Annotated in this window: 25 protein-coding genes and 1 pseudogene; 17 read left to right on the plus strand and 9 right to left on the minus strand. The window is 51.0% G+C overall.

Annotated features, from left to right (window positions below; translation table 11 throughout):
- Positions 1 to 307 precede the first annotated feature (307 nt).
- Entirely contained in the window at positions 308 to 1,753 is a 1,446-nt protein-coding gene (gene tldD / locus ACU8XX_RS02405) for a metalloprotease TldD (RefSeq protein ID WP_000055909.1), read from the plus strand.
- Positions 1,754 to 1,880: 127 nt separating this feature from the next.
- Here tldD and aaeR read toward each other — a convergent pair whose 3' ends face one another.
- Positions 1,881 to 2,810, minus strand: a complete 930-nt coding sequence (aaeR, locus tag ACU8XX_RS02410) for an HTH-type transcriptional activator AaeR (RefSeq protein ID WP_000440317.1) — start codon at positions 2,808 to 2,810, stop codon at positions 1,881 to 1,883.
- A gap of 182 nt (positions 2,811 to 2,992) precedes the next feature.
- Between aaeR and aaeX the strand changes: the two genes are divergently transcribed.
- The 4 genes from aaeX (at position 2,993) to ACU8XX_RS02430 (ending at position 6,473) form a co-directional block, all read left to right on the plus strand.
- Positions 2,993 to 3,196, plus strand: a complete 204-nt coding sequence (gene aaeX, locus ACU8XX_RS02415) for a p-hydroxybenzoic acid efflux pump operon protein AaeX (protein ID WP_000051841.1) — start codon at positions 2,993 to 2,995, stop codon at positions 3,194 to 3,196.
- 7 nt (positions 3,197 to 3,203) lie between these two features.
- The gene (gene aaeA / locus ACU8XX_RS02420) at positions 3,204 to 4,136 is read left to right on the plus strand and encodes a p-hydroxybenzoic acid efflux pump subunit AaeA (RefSeq protein WP_000854033.1); all 933 of its coding nucleotides are present in this window, start codon (positions 3,204 to 3,206) and stop codon (positions 4,134 to 4,136) included.
- A 5-nt stretch (positions 4,137 to 4,141) separates the two neighbouring features.
- Entirely contained in the window at positions 4,142 to 6,109 is a 1,968-nt protein-coding gene (aaeB, locus tag ACU8XX_RS02425) for a p-hydroxybenzoic acid efflux pump subunit AaeB (RefSeq protein ID WP_000510962.1), read from the plus strand.
- A 91-nt stretch (positions 6,110 to 6,200) separates the two neighbouring features.
- A complete protein-coding gene (locus ACU8XX_RS02430; RefSeq protein WP_001029011.1) occupies positions 6,201 to 6,473 on the plus strand; it encodes a barstar family protein in 273 nt (90 codons plus the stop codon).
- Between the two features lie 55 nt (positions 6,474 to 6,528).
- Here ACU8XX_RS02430 and yhcN read toward each other — a convergent pair whose 3' ends face one another.
- The gene (yhcN, locus tag ACU8XX_RS02435; RefSeq protein ID WP_000695690.1) at positions 6,529 to 6,792 is read right to left on the minus strand and encodes a peroxide/acid stress response protein YhcN; all 264 of its coding nucleotides are present in this window, start codon (positions 6,790 to 6,792) and stop codon (positions 6,529 to 6,531) included.
- A gap of 364 nt (positions 6,793 to 7,156) precedes the next feature.
- Positions 7,157 to 7,627 carry a transcriptional regulator ArgR gene (argR, locus tag ACU8XX_RS02440; protein ID WP_001257846.1) on the minus strand — a complete coding sequence of 157 codons (471 nt, stop codon included), beginning with the start codon at positions 7,625 to 7,627 and terminating at the stop codon, positions 7,157 to 7,159.
- A 434-nt stretch (positions 7,628 to 8,061) separates the two neighbouring features.
- On the opposite strand from argR, the gene mdh reads away from it, so the two are divergent.
- Positions 8,062 to 9,000, plus strand: a complete 939-nt coding sequence (gene mdh / locus ACU8XX_RS02445) for a malate dehydrogenase (protein WP_001295272.1) — start codon at positions 8,062 to 8,064, stop codon at positions 8,998 to 9,000.
- 61 nt (positions 9,001 to 9,061) lie between these two features.
- On the opposite strand, the gene degS is transcribed toward mdh, so the two are convergent.
- The 3 genes from degS to zapG all read right to left on the minus strand — a co-directional run bounded on the left by degS (position 9,062) and on the right by zapG (position 12,138).
- Positions 9,062 to 10,129 carry an outer membrane-stress sensor serine endopeptidase DegS gene (degS, locus tag ACU8XX_RS02450; RefSeq protein ID WP_000497724.1) on the minus strand — a complete coding sequence of 356 codons (1,068 nt, stop codon included), beginning with the start codon at positions 10,127 to 10,129 and terminating at the stop codon, positions 9,062 to 9,064.
- Between the two features lie 89 nt (positions 10,130 to 10,218).
- On the minus strand, positions 10,219 to 11,586 hold the full coding sequence (gene degQ / locus ACU8XX_RS02455; protein WP_112033959.1) for a serine endoprotease DegQ: 1,368 nt from the start codon (positions 11,584 to 11,586) through the stop codon (positions 10,219 to 10,221).
- A 153-nt stretch (positions 11,587 to 11,739) separates the two neighbouring features.
- A complete protein-coding gene (zapG, locus tag ACU8XX_RS02460) occupies positions 11,740 to 12,138 on the minus strand; it encodes a Z-ring associated protein ZapG (RefSeq protein WP_001295270.1) in 399 nt (132 codons plus the stop codon).
- Between the two features lie 193 nt (positions 12,139 to 12,331).
- Between zapG and zapE the strand changes: the two genes are divergently transcribed.
- The 5 genes from zapE (at position 12,332) to sspB (ending at position 16,050) form a co-directional block, all read left to right on the plus strand.
- A complete protein-coding gene (zapE, locus tag ACU8XX_RS02465) occupies positions 12,332 to 13,459 on the plus strand; it encodes a cell division protein ZapE (RefSeq protein ID WP_016241654.1) in 1,128 nt (375 codons plus the stop codon).
- Between the two features lie 218 nt (positions 13,460 to 13,677).
- Complete coding sequence (gene rplM / locus ACU8XX_RS02470; RefSeq protein ID WP_000847559.1) at positions 13,678 to 14,106, plus strand: 50S ribosomal protein L13; 429 nt, start codon at positions 13,678 to 13,680, stop codon at positions 14,104 to 14,106.
- A gap of 15 nt (positions 14,107 to 14,121) precedes the next feature.
- Positions 14,122 to 14,514, plus strand: a complete 393-nt coding sequence (rpsI, locus tag ACU8XX_RS02475; protein ID WP_000829818.1) for a 30S ribosomal protein S9 — start codon at positions 14,122 to 14,124, stop codon at positions 14,512 to 14,514.
- Positions 14,515 to 14,908: 394 nt separating this feature from the next.
- Complete coding sequence (gene sspA, locus ACU8XX_RS02480) at positions 14,909 to 15,547, plus strand: stringent starvation protein SspA (RefSeq protein WP_000257293.1); 639 nt, start codon at positions 14,909 to 14,911, stop codon at positions 15,545 to 15,547.
- Between the two features lie 5 nt (positions 15,548 to 15,552).
- The gene (gene sspB, locus ACU8XX_RS02485; protein WP_000366129.1) at positions 15,553 to 16,050 is read left to right on the plus strand and encodes a ClpXP protease specificity-enhancing factor; all 498 of its coding nucleotides are present in this window, start codon (positions 15,553 to 15,555) and stop codon (positions 16,048 to 16,050) included.
- 42 nt (positions 16,051 to 16,092) lie between these two features.
- On the opposite strand, the gene dcuC is transcribed toward sspB, so the two are convergent.
- A complete protein-coding gene (gene dcuC, locus ACU8XX_RS02490) occupies positions 16,093 to 17,460 on the minus strand; it encodes an anaerobic C4-dicarboxylate transporter DcuC (protein ID WP_016241653.1) in 1,368 nt (455 codons plus the stop codon).
- 379 nt (positions 17,461 to 17,839) lie between these two features.
- On the opposite strand from dcuC, the gene nanR reads away from it, so the two are divergent.
- From nanR to nanQ, 6 genes are all read left to right on the plus strand, one after another.
- Positions 17,840 to 18,631: a transcriptional regulator NanR gene (gene nanR, locus ACU8XX_RS02495; RefSeq protein WP_000523844.1), complete on the plus strand. Its 792-nt coding sequence runs from the start codon at positions 17,840 to 17,842 to the stop codon at positions 18,629 to 18,631.
- A gap of 121 nt (positions 18,632 to 18,752) precedes the next feature.
- Positions 18,753 to 19,646 (plus strand): N-acetylneuraminate lyase, encoded by an 894-nt coding sequence (gene nanA, locus ACU8XX_RS02500; RefSeq protein ID WP_000224714.1) that lies wholly within the window; start codon positions 18,753 to 18,755, stop codon positions 19,644 to 19,646.
- Between the two features lie 108 nt (positions 19,647 to 19,754).
- Positions 19,755 to 21,245, plus strand: coding sequence for a sialic acid transporter NanT (nanT, locus tag ACU8XX_RS02505; protein WP_000108459.1), 1,491 nt, complete (start codon positions 19,755 to 19,757; stop codon positions 21,243 to 21,245).
- A 47-nt stretch (positions 21,246 to 21,292) separates the two neighbouring features.
- Complete coding sequence (locus ACU8XX_RS02510) at positions 21,293 to 21,982, plus strand: N-acetylmannosamine-6-phosphate 2-epimerase (protein WP_001300570.1); 690 nt, start codon at positions 21,293 to 21,295, stop codon at positions 21,980 to 21,982.
- The gene (gene nanK, locus ACU8XX_RS02515) at positions 21,979 to 22,854 is read left to right on the plus strand and encodes an N-acetylmannosamine kinase (RefSeq protein WP_000209020.1); all 876 of its coding nucleotides are present in this window, start codon (positions 21,979 to 21,981) and stop codon (positions 22,852 to 22,854) included. Before ACU8XX_RS02510 ends, nanK begins: the two co-directional genes overlap by 4 nt.
- Positions 22,851 to 23,315 (plus strand): N-acetylneuraminate anomerase, encoded by a 465-nt coding sequence (gene nanQ, locus ACU8XX_RS02520; RefSeq protein WP_000979881.1) that lies wholly within the window; start codon positions 22,851 to 22,853, stop codon positions 23,313 to 23,315. The genes nanK and nanQ overlap by 4 nt, the downstream gene beginning before the upstream one ends.
- Positions 23,316 to 23,390: 75 nt before the next feature.
- On the opposite strand, the gene ACU8XX_RS02525 is transcribed toward nanQ, so the two are convergent.
- The gene (locus ACU8XX_RS02525) at positions 23,391 to 23,696 is read right to left on the minus strand and encodes a transposase (protein WP_000639208.1); all 306 of its coding nucleotides are present in this window, start codon (positions 23,694 to 23,696) and stop codon (positions 23,391 to 23,393) included.
- Positions 23,697 to 23,787: 91 nt separating this feature from the next.
- Positions 23,788 to 24,192: pseudogene (locus tag ACU8XX_RS02530) on the minus strand (DUF1016 N-terminal domain-containing protein); the annotation flags it as partial.
- Positions 24,193 to 24,343 lie beyond the last annotated feature (151 nt).

A 24,343-nucleotide genomic window follows, 5' to 3' on the forward strand; every position in this document is an offset into this window, starting at 1 on the left:
GCGACGCTGTGCGTCTTATCAGGCCTACAAACGGAACATAACCGTAGGTCGGATAAGGCGTTTACGCCGCATCCGGCAGCCGTTGCCTGATGCGACGCTGTGCGTCTTATCAGGCCTACAAACGGAACATAACCGTAGGTCGGATAAGGCGTTTACGCCGCATCCGACAGCCGTTGCCTGATGCGACGCTGTGCGTCTTATCAGGCCTACAAACCGGAACATAACCGTAGGCCGGATAGGGCGTTCACGCCGCATCCGGCAGCCGTAAAAAATCCTCTACTGCAGTAACTAACGAGTAGCAAAAACGATGAGTCTTAACCTGGTAAGTGAACAATTGCTAGCGGCGAACGGCCTGAAACATCAGGACTTGTTCGCGATCCTCGGTCAACTGGCCGAACGTCGCCTTGATTATGGCGATCTCTATTTTCAGTCGAGCTATCACGAATCCTGGGTTTTAGAAGACCGCATTATTAAAGATGGTTCTTACAACATCGATCAGGGCGTTGGCGTGCGTGCAATCAGCGGTGAAAAAACCGGATTTGCTTACGCTGACCAAATCAGCCTGCTGGCGCTGGAACAGAGTGCGCAAGCGGCGCGCACCATCGTCCGTGATAGTGGTGATGGCAAAGTACAGACGCTGGGCGCGGTAGAGCATAGCCCGTTGTATACCTCGGTAGATCCGCTGCAAAGCATGAGCCGTGAAGAGAAGCTGGATATCCTGCGTCGTGTCGATAAGGTTGCCCGCGAAGCGGACAAGCGCGTACAGGAAGTGACTGCCAGCCTCAGTGGTGTCTATGAATTAATTCTGGTTGCGGCCACCGACGGCACGCTAGCGGCGGATGTCCGTCCGCTGGTGCGTCTTTCCGTGAGCGTTCTGGTCGAAGAAGATGGCAAACGCGAACGCGGTGCCAGTGGCGGCGGCGGTCGTTTTGGTTATGAGTTCTTCCTTGCCGATCTTGACGGCGAAGTCCGTGCGGATGCATGGGCAAAAGAAGCAGTGCGTATGGCGCTGGTCAATCTTTCTGCCGTTGCTGCACCAGCGGGCACCATGCCGGTAGTACTTGGCGCAGGTTGGCCGGGCGTGCTGTTGCATGAAGCGGTAGGTCACGGTCTGGAAGGCGACTTCAACCGCCGTGGCACTTCAGTATTTAGTGGACAGGTCGGAGAGCTGGTGGCTTCAGAACTGTGTACCGTGGTTGATGACGGCACGATGGTCGATCGCCGAGGTTCGGTGGCGATTGATGACGAAGGTACGCCAGGCCAGTACAACGTGCTGATTGAGAACGGCATTCTGAAAGGCTACATGCAGGATAAACTCAACGCGCGTTTGATGGGGATGACGCCGACTGGCAACGGTCGCCGTGAATCCTACGCCCATCTGCCCATGCCGCGTATGACCAACACCTATATGCTGCCGGGTAAATCGACCCCGCAGGAAATTATTGAATCCGTTGAGTACGGTATCTATGCACCGAACTTTGGTGGCGGTCAGGTGGATATCACCTCCGGCAAATTCGTTTTCTCCACTTCAGAAGCATATCTGATTGAAAACGGTAAAGTAACGAAGCCGGTGAAAGGCGCAACGTTGATTGGTTCCGGTATCGAAACCATGCAGCAGATTTCGATGGTTGGCAACGACCTGAAACTGGATAACGGCGTGGGTGTCTGCGGTAAAGAAGGGCAAAGTTTGCCGGTTGGCGTGGGCCAGCCAACGCTGAAAGTTGATAACCTGACTGTTGGCGGTACTGCGTAATAATTTCAGTATTTTCAGAAGGATAATTAATCTTTCTACGTGCACGAACGGTCCCCTCGCTCCTCTGGGGTTAGGGTGAGGGGAACCCGTTGGCACAGGTTTGTACAACGTAACAGTACAATATGAATTACTTCTCTTTCCCGCGCCCGTGCATCTCCTGAAACAATTTACCGACCTCAACAAAATAATCCGTCAGCGAGTTGATCACGACCTGTACCTTCAGCGGCAGCTTATCTTTTTCGGTATATAACGCATAAACCGGGCGTGGATCTGACTGATAACGCGGCAGCAGGATCTCCAGCTCCCCACGATTGATCTCGTTGATCACCCACATCAGCGGCACATAGGCGATCCCGGCACCCGCCGTTAGCCAGCGCACCAGCGTCATCGGATCATTAGTCACAAATCTCCCTTGCGGGATCAGGCGAGTCGAGATCCCTTCCGGTGCAATCAGTTCAAATTCATTGTCGGGCCGCACGCTGTATTCAAGCCATGAATGACTACTCAAATCGGCGGGTTTTTCCGGTATGCCGTATTGTGTGAGATAGCTTTTCGCGGCGCACACCACCATCGGCATCGCGCCCAGACGGCGGGAAAACAGGCTGGAATCCTGCAACGCGCCGACGCGGATTACCACATCCAGACCATCGGCAATCAGGTCGGGGGCAGGAATTCCGGTAACCAGATTGACGCTCAAACCTGGGTATTCTTTCAGCATTTTTGCTGTCAGCCCGGCGAGAACATTTTGTGCCATAGTTGAAGAACAGCCAATGCGCAGCGTCCCGATGGGGGTGTTATTGAAGGCATACAGTTGCTCATGAACATCCTGCACTTCATGGAGCATCCGACGGCAGCCCTGGTAGTAAATTCTGCCGGCTTCAGTCAGACCAATGCTGCGTGTACTACGGTTTAATAGCTTTACCTGTAACTCATCTTCCAGTTTTGACACCGTCTGACTGATGGACGAAACGCTCATCTGTAGCTGTCTGGCGGCGGCGGTAAAAGAGCCAAATTCAACTACTTTGGCAAACACCGACATGCGTTTTAGTCGTTCCATTATTCACTCTGACTTAAAAGTGATTTAGATCACATAATATAGATAACAGCATAACAGTTACGCTAATATATTAAATATCAATCTACAGCAATGTTGCTCTCGCCCGGCTTTCCATGCCCTTCTCTGCGGCGACAGATGCTGAAAATAATAACGCCTGCTCTCTCTATACAACCAAGGTCAACATGAGTCTGTTTCCCGTTATCGTGGTGTTTGGGCTGTCCTTCCCACCGATATTTTTCGAATTGCTTTTATCACTGGCGATTTTCTGGCTGGTGCGCCGGGTACTTGTGCCAACAGGTATCTACGACTTTGTCTGGCATCCGGCGTTGTTCAACACCGCACTCTATTGCTGCTTGTTTTATTTGATATCGCGACTGTTCGTTTGAGGTTGAAGTGAAAACACTAATAAGAAAATTCTCCCGTACGGCCATCACGGTCGTATTAGTCATTCTGGCCTTCATCGCAATTTTTAATGCCTGGGTCTATTACACCGAATCCCCGTGGACGCGTGACGCGCGCTTTAGCGCTGACGTCGTTGCGATCGCGCCGGACGTTTCTGGACTCATTACCCAGGTGAATGTTCATGATAACCAGCTGGTGAAAAAAGGACAGGTACTGTTCACCATCGACCAGCCGCGCTATCAAAAGGCGCTTGAGGAAGCGCAAGCCGATGTTGCTTATTATCAGGTACTGGCACAGGAGAAACGCCAGGAGGCCGGACGTCGTAACCGTCTCGGTGTGCAGGCGATGTCTCGCGAAGAGATCGACCAGGCCAACAACGTACTACAAACGGTTCTGCATCAGTTAGCGAAAGCGCAGGCGACCCGCGATCTGGCAAAACTGGATCTTGAACGCACGGTGATCCGCGCGCCAGCGGATGGCTGGGTGACCAACCTCAACGTCTATACCGGTGAGTTTATTACTCGTGGATCAACGGCGGTTGCGCTGGTGAAACAGAACTCTTTCTATGTACTGGCCTATATGGAAGAAACTAAGCTGGAAGGGGTGCGCCCTGGGTATCGTGCGGAGATCACGCCGCTTGGCAGTAACAAAGTGCTGAAAGGGACTGTTGATAGTGTTGCCGCAGGGGTCACCAACGCCAGCAGCACGCGTGACGACAAAGGGATGGCGACCATCGACTCTAACCTTGAATGGGTGCGTTTGGCGCAACGTGTTCCGGTTCGTATTCGTCTCGACAACCAGCAAGAGAACATCTGGCCTGCGGGCACCACTGCTACAGTGGTGGTCACTGGCAAACAAGATCGCGACGAAAGCCAGGATTCGTTCTTCCGTAAAATGGCCCATCGCCTGCGTGAGTTTGGTTAATCACGATGGGTATTTTCTCCATTGCTAATCAACATATTCGCTTTGCGGTAAAACTGGCGACCGCCATTGTACTGGCGCTGTTTGTTGGCTTTCACTTCCAGCTGGAAACGCCACGCTGGGCGGTACTGACAGCGGCGATTGTTGCTGCCGGTCCGGCCTTTGCTGCGGGAGGTGAACCGTACTCTGGCGCGATACGCTATCGTGGCTTTTTGCGCATCATCGGCACATTTATTGGCTGTATTGCCGGACTGGTGATCATCATTGCGATGATCCGCGCACCATTATTGATGATTCTGGTGTGCTGTATCTGGGCCGGTTTTTGTACCTGGATATCCTCGCTGGTACGAATAGAAAACTCGTATGCGTGGGGGCTGGCCGGTTATACCGCGCTGATCATTGTGATCACCATTCAGCCGGAACCATTGCTTACGCCGCAGTTTGCCGTTGAACGTTGTAGCGAGATCGTTATCGGTATTGTGTGTGCCATTATGGCGGATTTGCTCTTTTCTCCGCGATCGATCAAACAAGAAGTGGATCGAGAGCTGGAAAGTTTGCTGGTCGCGCAATATCAATTAATGCAACTCTGTATCAAGCATGGCGATGGTGAAGTTGTCGATAAAGCCTGGGGCGACCTGGTTCGACGCACCACGGCGCTACAAGGTATGCGCAGCAACCTGAATATGGAATCTTCCCGCTGGGCGCGGGCCAATCGACGTTTAAAAGCGATCAATACGCTATCGCTGACGCTGATTACCCAATCCTGCGAAACTTATCTTATTCAGAATACGCGCCCGGAATTGATCACTGATACTTTCCGCGAATTTTTTGACACGCCGGTAGAAACCGCGCAGGACGTCCACAAGCAGCTCAAACGCCTGCGGAGAGTTATCGCCTGGACCGGGGAACGGGAAACGCCTGTCACCATTTATAGCTGGGTCGCGGCGGCAACGCGTTATCAGCTTCTCAAGCGCGGCGTTATCAGTAACACAAAAATCAACGCCACCGAAGAAGAGATCCTGCAAGGCGAACCGGAAGTAAAAGTAGAGTCAGCCGAACGTCATCATGCAATGGTTAACTTCTGGCGAACCACACTTTCCTGCATTCTGGGAACGCTTTTCTGGCTGTGGACGGGCTGGACTTCCGGTAGTGGTGCAATGGTGATGATTGCGGTCGTGACGTCACTGGCAATGCGTTTGCCGAATCCACGCATGGTGGCGATCGACTTTATCTACGGGACGCTGGCCGCGCTGCCGTTAGGGCTGCTCTACTTTTTGGTGATTATCCCTAATACCCAACAGAGCATGTTGCTGCTGTGTATTAGCCTGGCAGTGCTGGGATTCTTCCTCGGTATAGAAGTACAGAAACGGCGACTGGGCTCGATGGGGGCACTGGCCAGCACCATAAATATTATCGTGCTGGATAACCCGATGACTTTCCATTTCAGTCAGTTTCTCGACAGCGCATTAGGGCAAATCGTCGGCTGTGTGCTCGCGTTCACCGTTATTTTGCTGGTGCGGGATAAATCGCGCGACAGGACTGGACGTGTACTGCTTAATCAGTTTGTTTCTGCCGCTGTTTCCGCGATGACTACCAATGTGGCACGTCGTAAAGAGAACCACCTCCCGGCACTTTATCAGCAGCTGTTTTTGCTGATGAATAAGTTCCCAGGGGATTTGCCGAAATTTCGCCTGGCGCTGACGATGATTATCGCCCACCAGCGCCTGCGTGATGCGCCGATCCCGGTTAACGAGGATTTATCGGCGTTTCACCGACAAATGCGCCGCACAGCAGACCATGTGATATCTGCCCGTAGCGATGATAAACGTCGTCGGTACTTTGGTCAGTTGCTGGAAGAACTGGAAATCTACCAGGAAAAGCTACGCATCTGGCAAGCTCCACCGCAGGTGACGGAACCGGTTCATCGGCTGGCGGGGATGCTCCATAAGTATCAACATGCGTTGACCGATAGTTAAGTCAAAACCGACGCCAAAAGCGTCGGTTTTTTCATGGCTATACTTAGCGATGCACGGCAGAACTCGCCGCGAAACGTGACGGTGGCAACAGATGAATATTTATACCTTTGATTTTGATGAGATTGAGAGTCAGGAGGATTTTTATCGTGACTTTAGCCAAACCTTTGGTCTGGCGAAAGATAAGGTACGCGATCTCGACTCACTATGGGATGTGTTAATGAACGATGTCCTGCCGCTACCACTTGAGATTGAATTTGTTCATCTGGGAGAGAAAATGCGTCGCCGTTTTGGCGCGTTAATATTGCTGTTTGATGAGGCAGAGGAAGAGCTGGAAGGGCATTTGCGTTTTAATGTTCGTCATTAGCGCAAAAAAAAGCCCCCGAACCGGGGGCAATATCGTCGGACAAGACGATGAGGGTTTATTTGTACAGTTCAGCCGTAGCGTGCCAGGTGTCACCGCTACGAGCTTCAGTAATCTGGTAGGCCGTTGCGCCTTTCTCTTCCGCTTTTTTGTTCAGCATTTCACGCATATCCATTGGCGAAGACGCCACACCACTTACGGATACGGTCCCGATTGCTTCACGATTTTGTGCTTGTGCAGCATCAATGGAGTCGGCAGCGAATGCACCGAAAGAGAGAACAGAAAGTACGCTTAATGCAGCAACAGTGGTTTTGATTTTCATGATTTTTACCTCGACATAATCTTTTAGCTGGGCCTTTGTTTCGTGACCCATATCACAAAATCAAGTATACACTAATTATTGAGCTAATTAATACCGCGCTAACTGTTTCAGTTGATACTAAGTGTTAAAAATGTGAATTTTAATAACAAAAAAGAATTAAAAATACGGTTATTTATCGTTAATTCTAGTTTTTTCAATTAGATAATGAATTTTGCATAATGTGCTTTTTTTACCTTATGTATTCATTGTGTGAATGACATGTCGCAGTAAAACGCACTATTCGTTAAATTAATCGCAGGGGAAAGCAGGGGGTTGAGAGGGATAAGCAACATTTTCCCCGCCGCCAGAAGCGACGGGGCAGAGATTAAAGCTCCTGGTCGAACAGCTCTAAAATCGCTTCATACAGGTCTTTGACGGTGAAACCGTTAGCAGGGGTGGTAAAGATGGTGTCATCGCCAGCGATGGTGCCCAGAATACCTTCTGCTTTGCCCAGTGAGTCCAGCAGGCGAGCAATTAACTGCGCCGCGCCAGGGCTGGTATGAATCACGACAACTGCATCGTTGTAGTCGATATCCAGCACCAGATTTTTCAATGGACTGGAGGTGGTTGGTACACCCAGTTCAGCTGGCAGGCAGTAAACCATTTCCATTTTGGCATTGCGTGTACGTACAGCACCAAACTTGGTCAACATCCGCGAGACTTTAGACTGATTAATATTGTCAAAGCCTTGCTCCTGCAACGCGGCGACGATTTCGCCCTGGGAGCTAAATTTCTCTTCTTTAAGTAATGCTTTAAATGCTTTAACTAGTTCTTCTTGCTTAGCCGAGCTTCGCATAAGTCACCCGATATGGTGGTTGATACAACATTATTGTGCATACAGATGAATTTTTATGCAAACAGTCAGCCCTGAAGAAGGCTGAAATAATGTTATGAAAGAGCGGGATTTTATCAAATTTCGTTATTGAGAAACATGCCTGCGTCACGGCATGCAAATTCTGCTTAAAAGTAAATTAATTGTTATCAAATTGATGTTGTTTTGGCTGAACGGTAGGGTATATTGTCACCACCTGTTGGAATGTTGCGCTAATGCATAAGCGACTGTTAATTACGTAAGTTAGGTTCCTGATTACGGCAATTAAATGCATAAACGCTAAACTTGCGTGACTACACATTCTTGAGATGTGGTCATTGTAAACGGCAATTTTGTGGATTAAGGTCGCGGCAGCGGAGCAACATATCTTAGTTTATCAATATAATAAGGAGTTTAGGATGAAAGTCGCAGTCCTCGGCGCTGCTGGCGGTATTGGCCAGGCGCTTGCACTACTGTTAAAAACCCAACTGCCTTCAGGTTCAGAACTCTCTCTGTATGATATCGCTCCAGTGACTCCCGGTGTGGCTGTCGATCTGAGCCATATCCCTACTGCTGTGAAAATCAAAGGTTTTTCTGGTGAAGATGCGACTCCGGCGCTGGAAGGCGCAGATGTCGTTCTTATCTCTGCAGGTGTAGCGCGTAAACCGGGTATGGATCGTTCCGACCTGTTTAACGTTAACGCCGGCATCGTGAAAAACCTGGTACAGCAAGTTGCGAAAACCTGCCCGAAAGCGTGCATTGGTATTATCACTAACCCGGTTAACACCACAGTTGCGATTGCTGCTGAAGTGCTGAAAAAAGCCGGTGTTTATGACAAAAACAAACTGTTCGGCGTTACCACGCTGGATATCATTCGTTCCAACACCTTTGTTGCGGAACTGAAAGGCAAACAGCCAGGCGAAGTTGAAGTGCCGGTTATTGGCGGTCACTCTGGTGTTACCATTCTGCCGCTGCTGTCACAGGTTCCTGGCGTTAGTTTTACCGAGCAGGAAGTGGCTGATCTGACCAAACGTATCCAGAACGCGGGTACTGAGGTGGTTGAAGCGAAAGCCGGTGGCGGGTCTGCAACCCTGTCTATGGGCCAGGCAGCTGCACGTTTTGGTCTGTCTCTGGTTCGTGCACTGCAGGGCGAACAAGGCGTTGTCGAATGTGCCTACGTTGAAGGCGACGGTCAGTACGCCCGTTTCTTCTCTCAACCGCTGCTGCTGGGTAAAAACGGTGTAGAAGAGCGTAAATCTATCGGTACCCTGAGCGCATTTGAACAGAACGCGCTGGAAGGTATGCTGGATACGCTCAAGAAAGATATCGCCCTGGGCGAAGAGTTCGTTAATAAGTAATTGATTAGCGAATAATAAAAAACCGGAGCACAGACTCCGGTTTTTGTTTTGAGCACTCGACTTAATTGGTTGCCGGATATTCCTGAATGGTGACCTGCAGCGTTAACTGCTTATCATCACGCATCACTACAACCGGGATCACCGAACCAGGGCGAATTTCCGCCACCTGATCCATCGTCTCCAGAGCAGAGATGGCCGGTTTGTTATCCACCGAAATAATCAGATCGTTGACCTGAATACCCGCATTCGCCGCTGGGCCGTCAGGTGACACTTCATTAACCACGATCCCTTGCAGTTGATCTATACCACCGCTCTGCGCGTGCAGTGGTGCGATCTCGCGTCCGCCGATACCAATGTAGCCGCGGATCACGCGACCATCGCGGATCAGCTTATCCATAATTTTGGTTGCTAACTGGAAAGGAATCGCAAAGCCGATACCTTCCGGCGTTTCGCCATCGTTACTCTTATCAAACGACAGCGTGTTAATGCCCATCAGTTCTCCCAGCGAGTTCACCAGCGCGCCGCCAGAGTTACCGTGGTTAATGGAAGCATCGGTTTGTAGGAAGTTTTGCCGCCCGGTCGGGTTCAGACCGATTCGACCCGTGGCACTAATAATCCCCTGGGTAATGGTCTGCCCGAGGTTGTACGGGTTACCGATCGCCAGTACTACGTCGCCAATGTGCGGTACGCGACGTGCATTAATTGGAATGGTAGGTAAACCGCCAGTGGCATTAATTTTAAGTACCGCCAGATCGGTTAGAGAGTCAGATCCCACCAGCAATGCTTCAAATACACGTCCATCCTGTAAGGCGACGATGATCTGATCGGCGTCGTTGATGACGTGTTTATTGGTGATGATATAACCGCGTTGATCCATGATTACACCGGATCCCAGGGTGCGGATCTCAAGCTGGTTGTGAGAGTTGGTGTTCAAACCACGGTTGTAAACGTTAACCACCGCTGGCGCGGCGCGGCGAACCGCCAGATTATAGCTGGCAGGCGTCTCATCGGTACTGTCAAATTGCGGAGTGGAAAGCGGGTTAAGGCTGCGCAGCGAAGGCATGGCAACCAGCAGAATAGCGCCGACAATTAATCCAATCGCAACGGAACGTAAGAGCTTCACAAACATGATGGAGGCGTCATTAAAAAAGGGAACGGCAGCAGCATACCACGAGTTAACCGGACATCACACGTAAGCCTGATGCCCGGTTTACGACATTAACGCATCAGCAGATAGATGCTTTCATTGCCGCGTACAATTTGCAGGGCGATGATGGCCGGTTTTGCCGCCAGCACTTTACGCATTTCAGCAATCGAGTTCACCCGATCGCGGTTGACGCCAATGATCACATCGTCTTTTTGCAAGCCAGCCTGAGCAGCTGGGCTTCCTTTGACAACTTCATCGATTTTAATACCTTTGCCGCCATCTTTTAGCTGACCATCGCTCAACGTTGCACCTTCCAGCGCTGGCGTGATCATTTCAGCGCTGGCCGACGAAGAGGTGCTGGTATCGAGCGTCACTTCTACTTCCAGTGGTTTGCCGTTACGCAGCAGGCCAAGTTTCACTTTTGTGCCCGGCTCGGTGGTCGCGATACGAGAGCGCAACTCAGCAAAGCTATTCAGCGGTTTGCCGTTGAGGCTGGTAATAATATCGCCCGCTTTGACGCCCGCTTTTGCCGAGCCAGAACCTTGCAACACTTCGCTGACAAACGCGCCACGCTGCACGTCAAGGTTGAAGGCTTTGGCGATATCGGCACTCATCTCGGTGCCTTTGATGCCTAACAAACCGCGTTTGATTTCACCAAAGTCGATAAGCTGCTGCGCCAGTGTTCGCGCCATATTACTGGGGATGGCAAATCCAATCCCGACGCTCCCGCCGCCAGGCGCAAGGATTGCAGTGTTGATGCCAATTAACTCACCGTTAAGGTTTAATAGTGCACCGCCGGAGTTACCGCGGTTAATGGAAGCATCTGTCTGGATAAAGTTTTCCAGACCTTCAAGATTCAACCCGCTGCGGCCTAATGCGGAAACAATGCCAGAGGTGGCGGTTTGCCCAAGGCCAAATGGGTTACCGACCGCTACGGCAAAATCACCGACGCGCAATTTATCGGAGTCGGCAATAGCGATTTGCGTTAATTTGCTCGGGTTTTGAATTTGTAACAGGGCGATATCGCTCTGGTCATCGCTACCAATCAGTTTTGCATCAAACTCGCGCCCATCATTGAGCTGAATACTGATTTTCTGTGCCTGATTAATCACATGGTTGTTGGTCAGCACATAGCCTTTACTGGCGTTGATGATGACACCGGAGCCTAAACCTTCGAAGGGTTGTGCAGGTTGATCCGGTAAATCATCACCAAAAAACTTTTTGAATTCTTCCGGGATTTTCTGTCCCTGACTGGCCGTTCCTTCCACCCGTACGCTCACCACTGCCGGAAGCACTTTTTCCAGCATTGGAGCCAGACTGGGGAGAGGGGCCTGATCGGCAACCTGGCCTGGAATCGACGCGACGGCCTGAAATGACGCCGAGAGAGTTAACCCGACACTTAACGCTAATGCACTCAACAGCTGGGTTTGTTTTTTCATTATTCCTGCTCTCGTACCTGAATGATAAGAAAAGAGATTCAAAACAGTTTGATGTTATTGAATTTTCAGACGGCTAACAATGAGACACCAGATTAAATGATAGTCGGGGAGGGAGAGAAGAGGAGGGCGCAATGGCTGCGCCCGAAAAATAAATTAGTCGCGCTTCGCGCCAGTACGCAGCAGGCCGGATGCGCCTTCAGAATAGTCGCGAGGCATCTGCACCGGTGCCTGATCGTTGCTGGCTTCAGACTCTGCCAGACGATTACGGAACGGGTTTGCTTCAGCAGACAGTTCCGGCAGCAGGCTGCTGGAGCTTTTTGCCATGTGCTGATACAGCTGGCGATAGTCGTGCGCCATGGTATCCAGTAATTCCGCGCTGCGGGCAAAGTGGCTAACCAGCTCTTCGCGATACTCGTCCAGTTCAGCTTTATTCTTTTCCAGTTCGTACTGCAACGCCTGTTGCTGGCGTAGTTTACGATTACCAAAACGCATGGCCACAGCACCAATAATGATGCCGACGACTAACCCAATTAGCGCATATTCCCAGGTCATGAACATCTCCCGTTGTCTTTTGTTTCCGTAGGGTGTTGGCTTCAGGCTCCATGCCTGCGGCTGATTATGCCACTATAACCGTTAATTCCACAGAAGTGGAATCCCGACTGCATATCGCGTAGTGTAGAACGGCCTTTTTTTCGTCAACCGTGAACAACGGCGCACCGATTATTCAAGGAATAACAATAAGATCATGCAAAGCGTTACCCCAACATCGCAATACCTGAAGGCGCTCAATGAAGGCAGCCATCAACCCGACGACGTTCAAAAAGAGGCCGTCAGCCGCCTGGAAATTATTTATCAAGAACTCATCAATAGCAGGCCACCAGCCCCCAGGACGAGTGGGCTAATGGCGCGGGTCGGTAAGCTGTGGGGTAAACGCGAAGACACAAAGCATACGCCAGTGCGTGGCTTATATATGTGGGGCGGTGTAGGACGCGGGAAAACCTGGCTGATGGACCTTTTCTATCAAAGCCTGCCGGGAGAGCGGAAACAGCGCCTGCACTTTCACCGTTTTATGCTGCGGGTGCACGAAGAGCTGACCGAATTACAAGGCCAAAGCGACCCGCTGGAAATTATTGCCGATCGCTTTAAAGCAGAAACTGACGTGCTCTGTTTTGACGAATTTTTTGTTTCTGATATTACCGATGCCATGCTACTTGGCGGTCTGATGAAAGCCCTGTTCGCCCGCGGTATTACCCTGGTAGCGACGTCAAATATTCCGCCGGACGAACTTTATCGAAATGGCCTGCAACGTTCGCGTTTTCTGCCTGCAATCGATGCCATTAAACAGCATTGTGATGTAATGAACGTGGACGCTGGTGTTGATTATCGACTGCGTACACTCACTCAGGCGCATCTGTGGCTTTCGCCACTCAACGGTGAAACCCGGGCGCAAATGGATGAACTATGGTTGGCGCTGGCGGGGGTGAAACGAGAAAATTCACCGACGTTAGAAATCAACCATCGGCCATTGGCGACAATGGGCGTCGAGAACCAGACACTGGCGGTCTCTTTTACTACCTTGTGCGTCGATGCCCGCAGTCAGCACGACTATATTGCGCTCTCACGCCTCTTTCATACGGTCATGTTGTTTGATGTACCAGTTATGACGCGGTTGATGGAGAGTGAAGCGCGGCGCTTTATTGCGCTGGTGGATGAGTTTTACGAGCGCCATGTCAAATTAGTGGTGAGTGCAGAAGTGCCGCTGTATGCAATTTATCAGGGCGAGCGGCTGAAATTTGAGTTCCAGCGTTGCCTGTCACGTCTGCAAGAGATGCAAAGCGAAGAGTATCTGAAGCGCGAGCATTTAGCGGGTTAAAACCTGCCACAAATCACAAAAAGGGGTCGATCTTTGACCCCGACTTCTCTATAATCCTGCGACCCCACGTTACAAGAAAGTTTTTTTCCCAAAACTTTTTGTGTGCTGGCATAGGCTATTCGAAGGGGTAGGTTTGCCGGACTTTGTCGTGTGAACCTCAACAATTGAAGACGTTTGGGTGTTCACCAACGTGTAACTATTTATTGGGTAAGCTTTTAATGAAAACTTTTACAGCTAAACCAGAAACCGTAAAACGCGACTGGTATGTTGTTGACGCGACCGGTAAAACTCTGGGCCGTCTGGCTACTGAACTGGCTCGTCGCCTGCGCGGTAAGCACAAAGCGGAATACACTCCGCACGTAGATACCGGTGATTACATCATCGTTCTGAACGCTGACAAAGTTGCTGTAACCGGCAACAAGCGTACTGACAAAGTGTACTATCACCACACCGGCCACATCGGTGGTATCAAACAAGCGACCTTTGAAGAGATGATTGCTCGCCGTCCTGAGCGTGTGATTGAAATCGCGGTTAAAGGCATGTTGCCAAAAGGCCCGCTGGGTCGTGCTATGTTCCGTAAACTGAAAGTTTACGCGGGTAACGAGCACAACCACGCGGCACAGCAACCGCAAGTTCTTGACATCTAATCGGGATTATAGGCAATGGCTGAAAATCAATACTACGGCACTGGTCGCCGCAAAAGTTCCGCAGCTCGCGTTTTCATCAAACCGGGCAACGGTAAAATCGTAATCAACCAACGTTCTCTGGAACAGTACTTCGGTCGTGAAACTGCCCGCATGGTAGTTCGTCAGCCGCTGGAACTGGTCGACATGGTTGAGAAACTGGACCTGTACATCACCGTTAAAGGTGGTGGTATCTCTGGTCAGGCTGGTGCGATCCGTCACGGTATCACCCGCGCTCTGATGGAATACGACGAGTCCCTGCGTTCTGAACTGCGTAAAGCTGGCTTCGTTACTCGTGACGCTCGTCAGGTTGAACGTAAGAAAGTCGGTCTGCGTAAAGCACGTCGTCGTCCGCAGTTCTCCAAACGTTAATTGGCTTCTGCTCCGGCAGAAAACAATTTGCGAAAAAACCCGCTTCGGCGGGTTTTTTTATGGCTAAATTCTGAATCAGCGTAAAAAATGGGAAGTTGCTTTTTGCTGCCGTCTGACAGACAGGCAAAATAAAAACCACATCGCCAATAAGGGACTAAGTCAACTATTTCAGACTAAAGCGCATCTCTTTTTCCCCATTTCCGGCATCGACTCACCACAAAGGTCGCAAAATCTGGTAAACTATCATCCAATTTTCTGCCCAAATGTCGGGTATTGCTCATTTTTTGTTTGATTTTCGAACAAAGAGAGTCGTTCCTTACTGGGTAACACAACTTCTGACTGGCCACCTGGTGGCTGGTAGCAGTAAAAATTCTGACTATACCTGGAGGTTTTCATGGCTGTCGCTGCCAACAAACGTTCGGTAATGACGCTGTTTTCCGGTCCTACTGACATCTATAGCCATCAGGTCCGCATTGTGCTGGCTGAGAAAGGTGTAAGTTTCGAGATCGAACACGTGGAAAAGGACAATCCGCCTCAGGATCTGATTGACCTCAACCCGAATCAGAGCGTTCCGACCCTGGTGGATCGTGAGCTGACCCTGTGGGAATCTCGCATCATTATGGAATATCTGGATGAGCGTTTCCCGCATCCGCCACTGATGCCTGTTTACCCGGTAGCTCGCGGTGAAAGCCGTCTGTACATGCATCGCATCGAAAAAGACTGGTACACGCTGATGAACACCATCATCAACGGTTCAGCTTCTGAAGCAGATGCCGCACGTAAGCAACTGCGCGAAGAACTGCTGGCGATTGCGCCGGTCTTCGGTCAGAAGCCGTACTTCCTGAGCGATGAGTTCAGCCTGGTCGATTGCTATCTTGCTCCGCTGCTGTGGCGTCTGCCGCAACTGGGCATCGAGTTCAGCGGCCCGGGTGCGAAAGAGCTGAAAGGCTATATGACCCGCGTCTTTGAGCGTGACTCTTTCCTTGCTTCTTTAACTGAAGCAGAACGTGAAATGCGTCTGGGCCGGAGTTAATCTGTATGGATTTGTCACAGCTAACACCACGTCGTCCCTATCTGCTGCGTGCATTCTATGAGTGGTTGCTGGATAACCAGCTCACGCCGCACCTGGTGGTGGATGTGACGCTCCCTGGCGTGCAGGTTCCTATGGAATATGCGCGTGACGGGCAAATCGTACTCAACATTGCGCCGCGTGCTGTCGGCAATCTGGAACTGGCGAATGATGAGGTACGCTTTAACGCGCGCTTTGGTGGCATTCCGCGTCAGGTTTCTGTGCCGCTGGCTGCCGTGCTGGCTATCTACGCCCGTGAAAATGGCGCAGGCACGATGTTTGAGCCTGAAGCTGCCTACGATGAAGATACCAGCATCATGAATGATGAAGAGGCATCGGCAGACAACGAAACCGTTATGTCGGTTATTGATGGCGACAAGCCAGATCACGATGATGACACTCATCCTGACGATGAACCTCCGCAGCCACCACGCGGTGGTCGACCGGCATTACGCGTTGTGAAGTAATACAAAAACAGGCCCTGGTGGCCTGTTTTGTCTTTTAATGGCTTAATAAAATAGCGTGATTGTGGCAATCATATTCACCACGAAACCGACTGCCATGGGGATCGCTGTTCGCTTCACCACCGCAAAAGGCGAAACGCCTGCAATTCCTGACGTAACGACCACCACCGCAGTAATCGGCGAAACCGCGCGCGCTAGCGTCGTGGCAAAATGCATCGGCATAATCATTACAACCGCTGGTACATGTAGTCCGGCTGCGATATTCGGAATAAGACTGGCAAATGACATAAACGGCGCATTGCCAGAGCCCATCACAATGGCACAAATGGCAATGACCAGCGCCATAATAATCATCACGCCAATACCGCCCAGACCAGAATGCTCCGCACCCCTGATAACCGCATCGACAGTGCCAATCGTCGTTAAGCCTTTCGCAAATATTTCACCCGCGACCACCAGCGTTACCACGTTGGCAAACTGCGTACCCATGCCGTCAAAAAACGCCTGCACATCGTCCATTGTTTCGCGCAAGTTATGCTTGCGGAAGAACTCAACAAACATCGTCACCGTCAAACTCAGTAACATCACCACCACCAGATGCAGTTCTGACTGCATCAGCCCGACGTGGGCGAGGAACAGCGAGCCGAGCATCAGGATTAACGGCATCACAGGTAAAATGGCGTAATAGAGCGGCGGGACATTATCGAGAGCTTTTTGCTCTGCTTTTTCGTGATTGATATTTTTATCTTTTTTGTCAAAAGCGCGTTGCACGAAAAAGTGGGAGATCGCCACCGAGATAATGACGCAAGAGGCGACCGGAAGCTGGTAGTGGAAGAAGTAAGTGGCAATTTTCATTCCCGCGACCTGGGCTGCAAAAATGGAGTTCGTTTCCAGAATTCCCCACTCAATGGACATTGTGGTTGCGATAACCGCCACCGCAGAGAGACGACTTACTCCCAGACTCACCAGTGTCGGAAATAAGGTGACCATCAGCAACATACCCAGACCGGAGGCGCTGGTAATAAACTGCGCCATGATTTGACCGATGACGTAAGTTGCCGACAGAATAATATACGGCGAGCGAATGAGTTTTAACGGGCGGCTTAACAAGCTCACCATCGCGCGACTGGCCCCTATGCGCTCCATGTAGCGGGCATAACCGCCCACCGCCATAATCGATAGCCCCAATCCGGCAATGCGGTTGGACAGCATGCGCAGGATTTCATTATAAATATCGACGATCAAGTAGCCGCTGCTTTTGGCGGGATCGAGTACACCACCGAACCCTAACCAGACACCGCACATCATCAGGAAGATACCTGCGGCAGCCAGCACCACCTGAGGTTTGTAGTTTTTCAGGATCAAATAGCCCATCGTAATTAATACGATGACAGATATAATTATGCCGAACATTGTTGAACTCCGTGTCAAAAGAAAACGGTCAATCCCATAAACGGCAGATTGAAAACAATGATGTTATATTTTTTGCAAGTCTATTTATGGTGCGGATGTCGTGTTTTTAATTGTAGGTGAGGTGATTTTTCATTAAAAAATATGCGCTTATGATTATTTTGTAAGAACGCATTCATAATATTCATAATGCTCGTGAATAGTCTTATAAATAATTCAAACGGGATGTTTTTATCTGCGTTACATTAATTTTTCGCAATAGTTAATTATTCCGTTAATTATGGTAATGATGAGGCACAAAGAGAAAAACCTGCCATTTTCCCCTACTTTCAATCCTGTGATAGGATGTCACTGATGATGTTAATCACACTGACCTTACAGAATGGGCCTTATGAACGCATTTGATTCGCAAACCGAAGATTCTTCACCTGCAATTGGTCGCAACTTGCGTAGCCGCCCGCTGGCGCGTAAAAAACTCTCCGAAATGGTGGAAGAAGAGCTGGAACAGATGATCCGCCGTCGTGAATTTGGCGAAGGTGAACAATTACCGTCTGAACGCGAACTGATGGCGTTCTTTAACGTCGGGCGTCCTTCTGTGCGCGAAGCGCTGGCAGCGTTAAAACGCAAAGGTCTGGTGCAAATAAACAACGGCGAACGCGCTCGCGTCTCGCGTCCTTCTGCGGACACTATCATCGGTGAGCTTTCCGGCATGGCGAAAGATTTCCTTTCTCATCCCGGTGGGATTGCCCATTTCGAACAATTACGTCTGTTCTTTGAATCCAGCCTGGTGCGCTATGCGGCTGAACACGCCACCGATGAGCAAATCGATTTGCTGGCAAAAGCACTGGAAATCAACAGTCAGTCGCTGGATAACAACGCGGCATTCATTCGTTCAGACGTTGATTTCCACCGCGTGCTGGCGGAGATCCCAGGTAACCCAATCTTCATGGCGATCCACGTTGCCCTGCTCGACTGGCTGATCGCCGCACGTCCAACCGTGGCTGATCAGGCTCTGCACGAGCATAACAACGTTAGCTATCAACAGCATATTGCGATCGTTGATGCGATCCGCCGTCATGATCCTGACGAAGCCGATCGTGCGTTGCAATCGCATCTCAACAGCGTCTCTGCTACCTGGCACGCTTTCGGTCAGACCACCAACAAAAAGAAATAATGCCACTTTAGTGAAGCAGATCGCATTATAAGCTTTCTGTATGGGGTGTTGCTTAATTGATCTGGTATAACAGGTATAAAGGTATATCGTTTATCAGACAAGCATCACTTCAGAGGTATTTATGGCAACGAATTTACGTGGCGTAATGGCTGCACTCCTGACTCCTTTTGACCAACAACAAGCACTGGATAAAGCGAGTCTGCGTCGCCTGGTTCAGTTCAATATTCAGCAGGGCATCGACGGTTTATACGTGGGTGGTTCGACCGGCGAGGCCTTTGTACAAAGCCTTTCCGAGCGTGAACAGGTACTGGAAATCGTCGCCGAAGAGGCGAAAGGTAAGATTAAACTCATCGCCCACGTCGGTTGCGTCAGCACCGCCGAAAGCCAACAACTTGCGGCATCGGCTAAACGTTATGGCTTCGATGCCGTCTCCGCCGTCACGCCGTTCTACTATCCTTTCAGCTTTGAAGAACACTGCGATCACTATCGGGCAATTATTGATTCGGCGGATGGTTTGCCGATGGTGGTGTACAACATTCCAGCCTTGAGTGGGGTAAAACTGACCCTGGATCAGATCAACACACTTGTTACATTGCCTGGCGTAGGTGCGCTGAAACAGACCTCTGGCGATCTCTATCAGATGGAGCAGATCCGTCGTGAACATCCTGATCTTGTGCTCTATAACGGTTACGACGAAATCTTCGCCTCTGGTCTGCTGGCGGGCGCTGATGGTGGTATCGGTAGTACCTACAACATCATGGGCTGGCGCTATCAGGGGATCGTTAAGGCGCTGAAAGAAGGCGATATCCAGACCGCGCAGAAACTGCAAACTGAATGCAATAAAGTCATTGATTTACTGATCAAAACGGGCGTATTCCGCGGCCTGAAAACTGTCCTCCATTATATGGATGTCGTTTCTGTGCCGCTGTGCCGCAAACCGTTTGGACCGGTAGATGAAAAATATCTGCCAGAACTGAAGGCGCTGGCCCAGCAGTTGATGCAAGAGCGCGGGTGAGTTGTTTCCCCTCGCTCGCCCCTACCGGGTGAGGGGAAATAAACGCATCTGTACCCTACAATTTTCATACCAAAGCGTGTGGGCATCGCCCACCGCGGGAGACTCACAATGAGTACTACAACCCAGAATATCCCGTGGTATCGCCATCTCAACCGTGCACAATGGCGCGCATTTTCCGCTGCCTGGTTGGGATATCTGCTTGACGGTTTTGATTTCGTTTTAATCGCCCTGGTACTCACCGAAGTACAGGGTGAATTCGGGCTGACGACGGTGCAGGCGGCAAGTCTGATCTCTGCAGCCTTTATCTCTCGCTGGTTCGGCGGCCTGATGCTCGGCGCTATGGGTGACCGCTACGGGCGTCGTCTGGCAATGGTCACCAGCATCGTTCTCTTCTCGGCCGGGACGCTGGCCTGCGGCTTTGCGCCAGGCTACATCACCATGTTTATCGCTCGTCTGGTCATCGGCATGGGGATGGCGGGTGAATACGGTTCCAGCGCCACCTATGTCATTGAAAGCTGGCCAAAACATCTGCGTAACAAAGCCAGTGGTTTTTTGATTTCAGGCTTCTCTGTGGGGGCCGTCGTTGCCGCTCAGGTCTATAGCCTGGTGGTTCCGGTCTGGGGCTGGCGTGCGCTGTTCTTTATCGGCATTTTGCCAATCATCTTTGCTCTCTGGCTGCGTAAAAACATCCCGGAAGCGGAAGACTGGAAAGAGAAACACGCAGGTAAAGCACCAGTACGCACAATGGTGGATATTCTCTACCGTGGTGAACATCGCATTGCCAATATCGTAATGACACTGGCGGCGGCTACTGCGCTGTGGTTCTGCTTCGCCGGTAACCTGCAAAATGCCGCGATCGTCGCTGTTCTTGGGCTGTTATGCGCCGCAATCTTTATCAGCTTTATGGTGCAGAGTACAGGCAAACGCTGGCCAACGGGCGTAATGCTGATGGTGGTCGTGTTGTTTGCTTTCCTCTACTCATGGCCGATTCAGGCGCTGCTGCCAACGTATCTGAAAACCGATCTGGCTTATAACCCGCATACTGTAGCCAATGTGCTGTTCTTTAGTGGCTTTGGCGCGGCGGTGGGATGCTGCGTAGGTGGCTTCCTCGGTGACTGGCTGGGAACCCGCAAAGCGTACGTTTGTAGCCTGCTGGCCTCGCAGCTGCTGATTATTCCGGTATTTGCGATTGGCGGCGCAAACGTCTGGGTGCTCGGTCTGTTACTGTTCTTCCAGCAAATGCTTGGACAAGGGATCGCCGGGATCTTACCAAAACTGATTGGCGGTTATTTCGATACCGACCAGCGTGCAGCGGGCCTGGGCTTTACCTACAACGTTGGCGCATTGGGCGGTGCACTGGCCCCAATCATCGGCGCGTTGATCGCTCAACGTCTGGATCTGGGTACTGCGCTGGCATCGCTCTCGTTCAGTCTGACGTTCGTGGTGATCCTGCTGATTGGACTGGATATGCCTTCTCGCGTTCAGCGTTGGTTGCGCCCGGAAGCGTTGCGTACTCATGACGCTATCGACGGTAAACCATTCAGCGGTGCCGTGCCGTTTGGCAGCGCCAAAAACGATTTAGTCAAAACCAAAAGTTAATCCTGTTGCCCGGTCTATGTACCGGGCCTTTCGCTAAGGGAAGATGTATGTCGTTACTTGCACAACTGGATCAAAAAATCGCTGCTAACGGTGGCCTGATTGTCTCCTGCCAGCCGGTTCCGGACAGCCCGCTCGATAAACCCGAAATCGTCGCCGCCATGGCATTAGCGGCAGAACAGGCGGGCGCGGTTGCCATTCGCATTGAAGGTGTGGCAAATCTGCAAGCCACGCGTGCGGTGGTGAGCGTGCCGATTATTGGAATTGTGAAACGCGATCTGGAGGATTCTCCGGTACGCATCACGGCCTATATTGAAGATGTTGATGCGCTGGCGCAGGCGGGCGCGGACATTATCGCCATTGACGGCACCGACCGCCCGCGTCCGGTGCCTGTTGAAACGCTGCTGGCACGTATTCACCATCACGGTTTACTGGCGATGACCGACTGCTCAACGCCGGAAGACGGCCTGGCATGCCAAAAGCTGGGAGCCGAAATTATTGGCACTACGCTTTCTGGCTATACCACGCCTGAAACGCCAGAAGAGCCGGATCTGGCGCTGGTGAAAACGTTGAGCGAAGCCGGATGTCGGGTGATTGCCGAAGGGCGTTACAACACGCCTGCTCAGGCGGCAGATGCGATGCGCCACGGCGCGTGGGCGGTGACGGTCGGTTCTGCCATTACGCGTCTTGAACACATTTGTCAGTGGTACAACACAGCGATGAAAAAGGCGGTGCTATGACCACACTGGCGATTGATATCGGCGGTACTAAACTTGCCGCCGCGCTGATTGGCGCTGACGGGCAGATCCGCGATCGTCGTGAACTTCCTACGCCAGCCAGCCAGACACCAGAAGCCTTGCGTGATGCCTTATCCGCATTAGTCTCTCCGTTGCAAGCTCATGCGCAGCGGGTTGCCATCGCTTCAACCGGAATTATTCGCGACGGCAGTTTGCTGGCGCTGAATCCGCATAATCTCGGTGGATTGCTACACTTTCCGTTAGTCAAAACGCTGGAACAACTTACCAATTTGCCGACCATTGCCATTAACGACGCGCAGGCCGCAGCATGGGCAGAGTATCAGGCGCTGGAAGGCGATATAACCGATATGGTCTTTATCACCGTTTCCACTGGCGTCGGCGGCGGTGTAGTGAGCGGCGGCAAACTGCTTACCGGCCCTGGCGGTCTGGCGGGGCACATCGGGCATACGCTTGCCGATCCACACGGCCCAGTCTGCGGCTGTGGACGCACAGGTTGCGTGGAAGCAATTGCTTCTGGTCGCGGCATTGCGGCGGCAGCGCAGGGCGAGCTGGCTGGCGCGGATGCGAGAACTATTTTCACACGCGCCGGGCAGGGCGATGAGCAGGCGCAGCAACTGATTCATCGCTCCGCACGTACGCTTGCAAGGCTGATCGCTGATATTAAAGCCACAACTGATTGCCAGTGCGTGGTGGTTGGTGGCAGCGTTGGTCTGGCAGAAGGGTATCTGGCGTTGGTGGAAATGTATCTGGCGCAGGAGCCAGCGGCATTTCATGTTGATTTACTGGCGGCGCATTACCGCCATGATGCAGGTTTACTTGGGGCTGCGCTGTTGGCCCAGGGAGAAAAATTATGATGATGGGTGAAGTACAGTCATTACCGTCTGCTGGGTTACATCCTGCGTTACAGGACGCGTTAACGCTGGCCTTAGCTGCCAGACCGCAAGAAAAAGCGCCGGGTCGTTACGAATTACAGGGCGACAATATTTTTATGAATGTCATGACGTTTAACACTCAATCGCCCGTCGAGAAAAAAGCGGAATTGCACGAGCAATACATTGATATCCAGCTGTTATTAAACGGTGAGGAACGGATTCTGTTTGGCATGGCAGGCACTGCGCGCCAATGTGAAGAGTTCCACCATGAAGATGATTACCAGCTTTGCAGCGCCATTGAAAACGAGCAAACCATCAACTTAAAACCGGGAATGTTCGCCGTGTTTATGCCGGGAGAACCGCATAAACCAGGATGCGTTGTCGGCGAGCCGGGTGAGATTAAAAAGGTGGTGGTGAAGGTTAAGGCTGATTTAATGGCTTAAATTTATTAGATCAGGTGTGACCTGACCCATCTTTGGCACAGAGCCAAACCTGAACTGACGGACCGCTCTGTGCCATTACCTGACGTTGTATTCTTTTATGTTAACACCCTTGATACTGTATATACCTGTCCGCTTAATTCGCTTGCCCTTTTTATTCGTAATAGTTGCTGTAAGTGTACTGCAGCGAATGGAATGACGTTCATCAATCACCAGCCGAATTGCTTCTGAAGCATCTTCCACCTCTAGAAGGTCGTGAGTCTTATTTAAGCCGAATGGAACAAGGTGGAAGGCAGTTTTTCCTGATGATTTTCTGGTTATTTTTACTGGATACAACACATCACCACTTTTATGGATTAATTCAAGCTGTTCAATGTAAATCATGGCAACTTTCCTTCGTTTATTTGCATGAATATACAAACCGAAAATAGGAGATGCAATACAAAAGCTGTGGAAATATCAAACAGCCTCTCAATTTGGCAGACAGCGTCTGCCAAATCTTTGCCGATGGGAATTCTGCAGATGGTGTCTGCGGAATTCCCAATGGTGTTAATTCGCCAGACACTGTCTGGCGAATTTCAACATGTTGAAAAAAGAGGTAAAAAAGCCTCATTTGGCGTAAGTTTTTTGCAGAGAAACCACGCTTATACCTTAGACTTAAATCCTTTGATAGTCGCTTGATTAGCTGCGCACCATACGCAGCCCTGGCCTCGCCACCTTGTTCAAATTCGACAATTCGTCGGCCAATTTCCCAGTATGTCGCGGTCATCAGCGCGTTAACGCTACGTACCGTTTCCGTCCGGGCGCTATCGACCAGGTGAATAATACCGTCATGGATTTGCTGGTAGCCTGTTGAGGTTCTCTCTGAGAGCGATTCCATTATCTGTCCCTTTATATGGCGCTGCGTTGAATAATGGAATCAGCTATACGCCGGGCATCTACCGGTAACAATCCAGATGAGCGTATTACATTGGTTTTCTTCAGATTATGCGAGGCGCTTTCCAGAAAGAAAGGAGAATTTCAGCGCCGAC

The sequence above is a fragment of the Escherichia sp. MAL-1 genome, from assembly GCF_052948035.1.

Bases quoted from the DNA above. Each gene is read 5' to 3' on its own strand.
- aaeB (WP_000510962.1), top strand. From the start codon at position 4,142: ATGGGTATTTTCTCCATTGCTAATCAACATATTCGCTTTGCGGTAAAA.
- degS (WP_000497724.1), bottom strand. From the start codon at position 10,129: ATGTTTGTGAAGCTCTTACGTTCCGTTGCGATTGGATTAATTGTCGGC.
- rpsI (WP_000829818.1), top strand. From the start codon at position 14,122: ATGGCTGAAAATCAATACTACGGCACTGGTCGCCGCAAAAGTTCCGCA.
- tldD (WP_000055909.1), top strand. From the start codon at position 308: ATGAGTCTTAACCTGGTAAGTGAACAATTGCTAGCGGCGAACGGCCTG.
- aaeR (WP_000440317.1), bottom strand. From the start codon at position 2,810: ATGGAACGACTAAAACGCATGTCGGTGTTTGCCAAAGTAGTTGAATTT.
- ACU8XX_RS02525 (WP_000639208.1), bottom strand. From the start codon at position 23,696: ATGATTTACATTGAACAGCTTGAATTAATCCATAAAAGTGGTGATGTG.
- nanQ (WP_000979881.1), top strand. From the start codon at position 22,851: ATGATGATGGGTGAAGTACAGTCATTACCGTCTGCTGGGTTACATCCT.
- sspB (WP_000366129.1), top strand. From the start codon at position 15,553: ATGGATTTGTCACAGCTAACACCACGTCGTCCCTATCTGCTGCGTGCA.
- mdh (WP_001295272.1), top strand. From the start codon at position 8,062: ATGAAAGTCGCAGTCCTCGGCGCTGCTGGCGGTATTGGCCAGGCGCTT.
- ACU8XX_RS02510 (WP_001300570.1), top strand. From the start codon at position 21,293: ATGTCGTTACTTGCACAACTGGATCAAAAAATCGCTGCTAACGGTGGC.
- nanR (WP_000523844.1), top strand. From the start codon at position 17,840: ATGGGCCTTATGAACGCATTTGATTCGCAAACCGAAGATTCTTCACCT.
- rplM (WP_000847559.1), top strand. From the start codon at position 13,678: ATGAAAACTTTTACAGCTAAACCAGAAACCGTAAAACGCGACTGGTAT.
- zapG (WP_001295270.1), bottom strand. From the start codon at position 12,138: ATGACCTGGGAATATGCGCTAATTGGGTTAGTCGTCGGCATCATTATT.
- degQ (WP_112033959.1), bottom strand. From the start codon at position 11,586: ATGAAAAAACAAACCCAGCTGTTGAGTGCATTAGCGTTAAGTGTCGGG.
- zapE (WP_016241654.1), top strand. From the start codon at position 12,332: ATGCAAAGCGTTACCCCAACATCGCAATACCTGAAGGCGCTCAATGAA.
- sspA (WP_000257293.1), top strand. From the start codon at position 14,909: ATGGCTGTCGCTGCCAACAAACGTTCGGTAATGACGCTGTTTTCCGGT.
- nanT (WP_000108459.1), top strand. From the start codon at position 19,755: ATGAGTACTACAACCCAGAATATCCCGTGGTATCGCCATCTCAACCGT.
- yhcN (WP_000695690.1), bottom strand. From the start codon at position 6,792: ATGAAAATCAAAACCACTGTTGCTGCATTAAGCGTACTTTCTGTTCTC.
- ACU8XX_RS02430 (WP_001029011.1), top strand. From the start codon at position 6,201: ATGAATATTTATACCTTTGATTTTGATGAGATTGAGAGTCAGGAGGAT.
- aaeX (WP_000051841.1), top strand. From the start codon at position 2,993: ATGAGTCTGTTTCCCGTTATCGTGGTGTTTGGGCTGTCCTTCCCACCG.
- argR (WP_001257846.1), bottom strand. From the start codon at position 7,627: ATGCGAAGCTCGGCTAAGCAAGAAGAACTAGTTAAAGCATTTAAAGCA.
- dcuC (WP_016241653.1), bottom strand. From the start codon at position 17,460: ATGTTCGGCATAATTATATCTGTCATCGTATTAATTACGATGGGCTAT.
- nanA (WP_000224714.1), top strand. From the start codon at position 18,753: ATGGCAACGAATTTACGTGGCGTAATGGCTGCACTCCTGACTCCTTTT.
- nanK (WP_000209020.1), top strand. From the start codon at position 21,979: ATGACCACACTGGCGATTGATATCGGCGGTACTAAACTTGCCGCCGCG.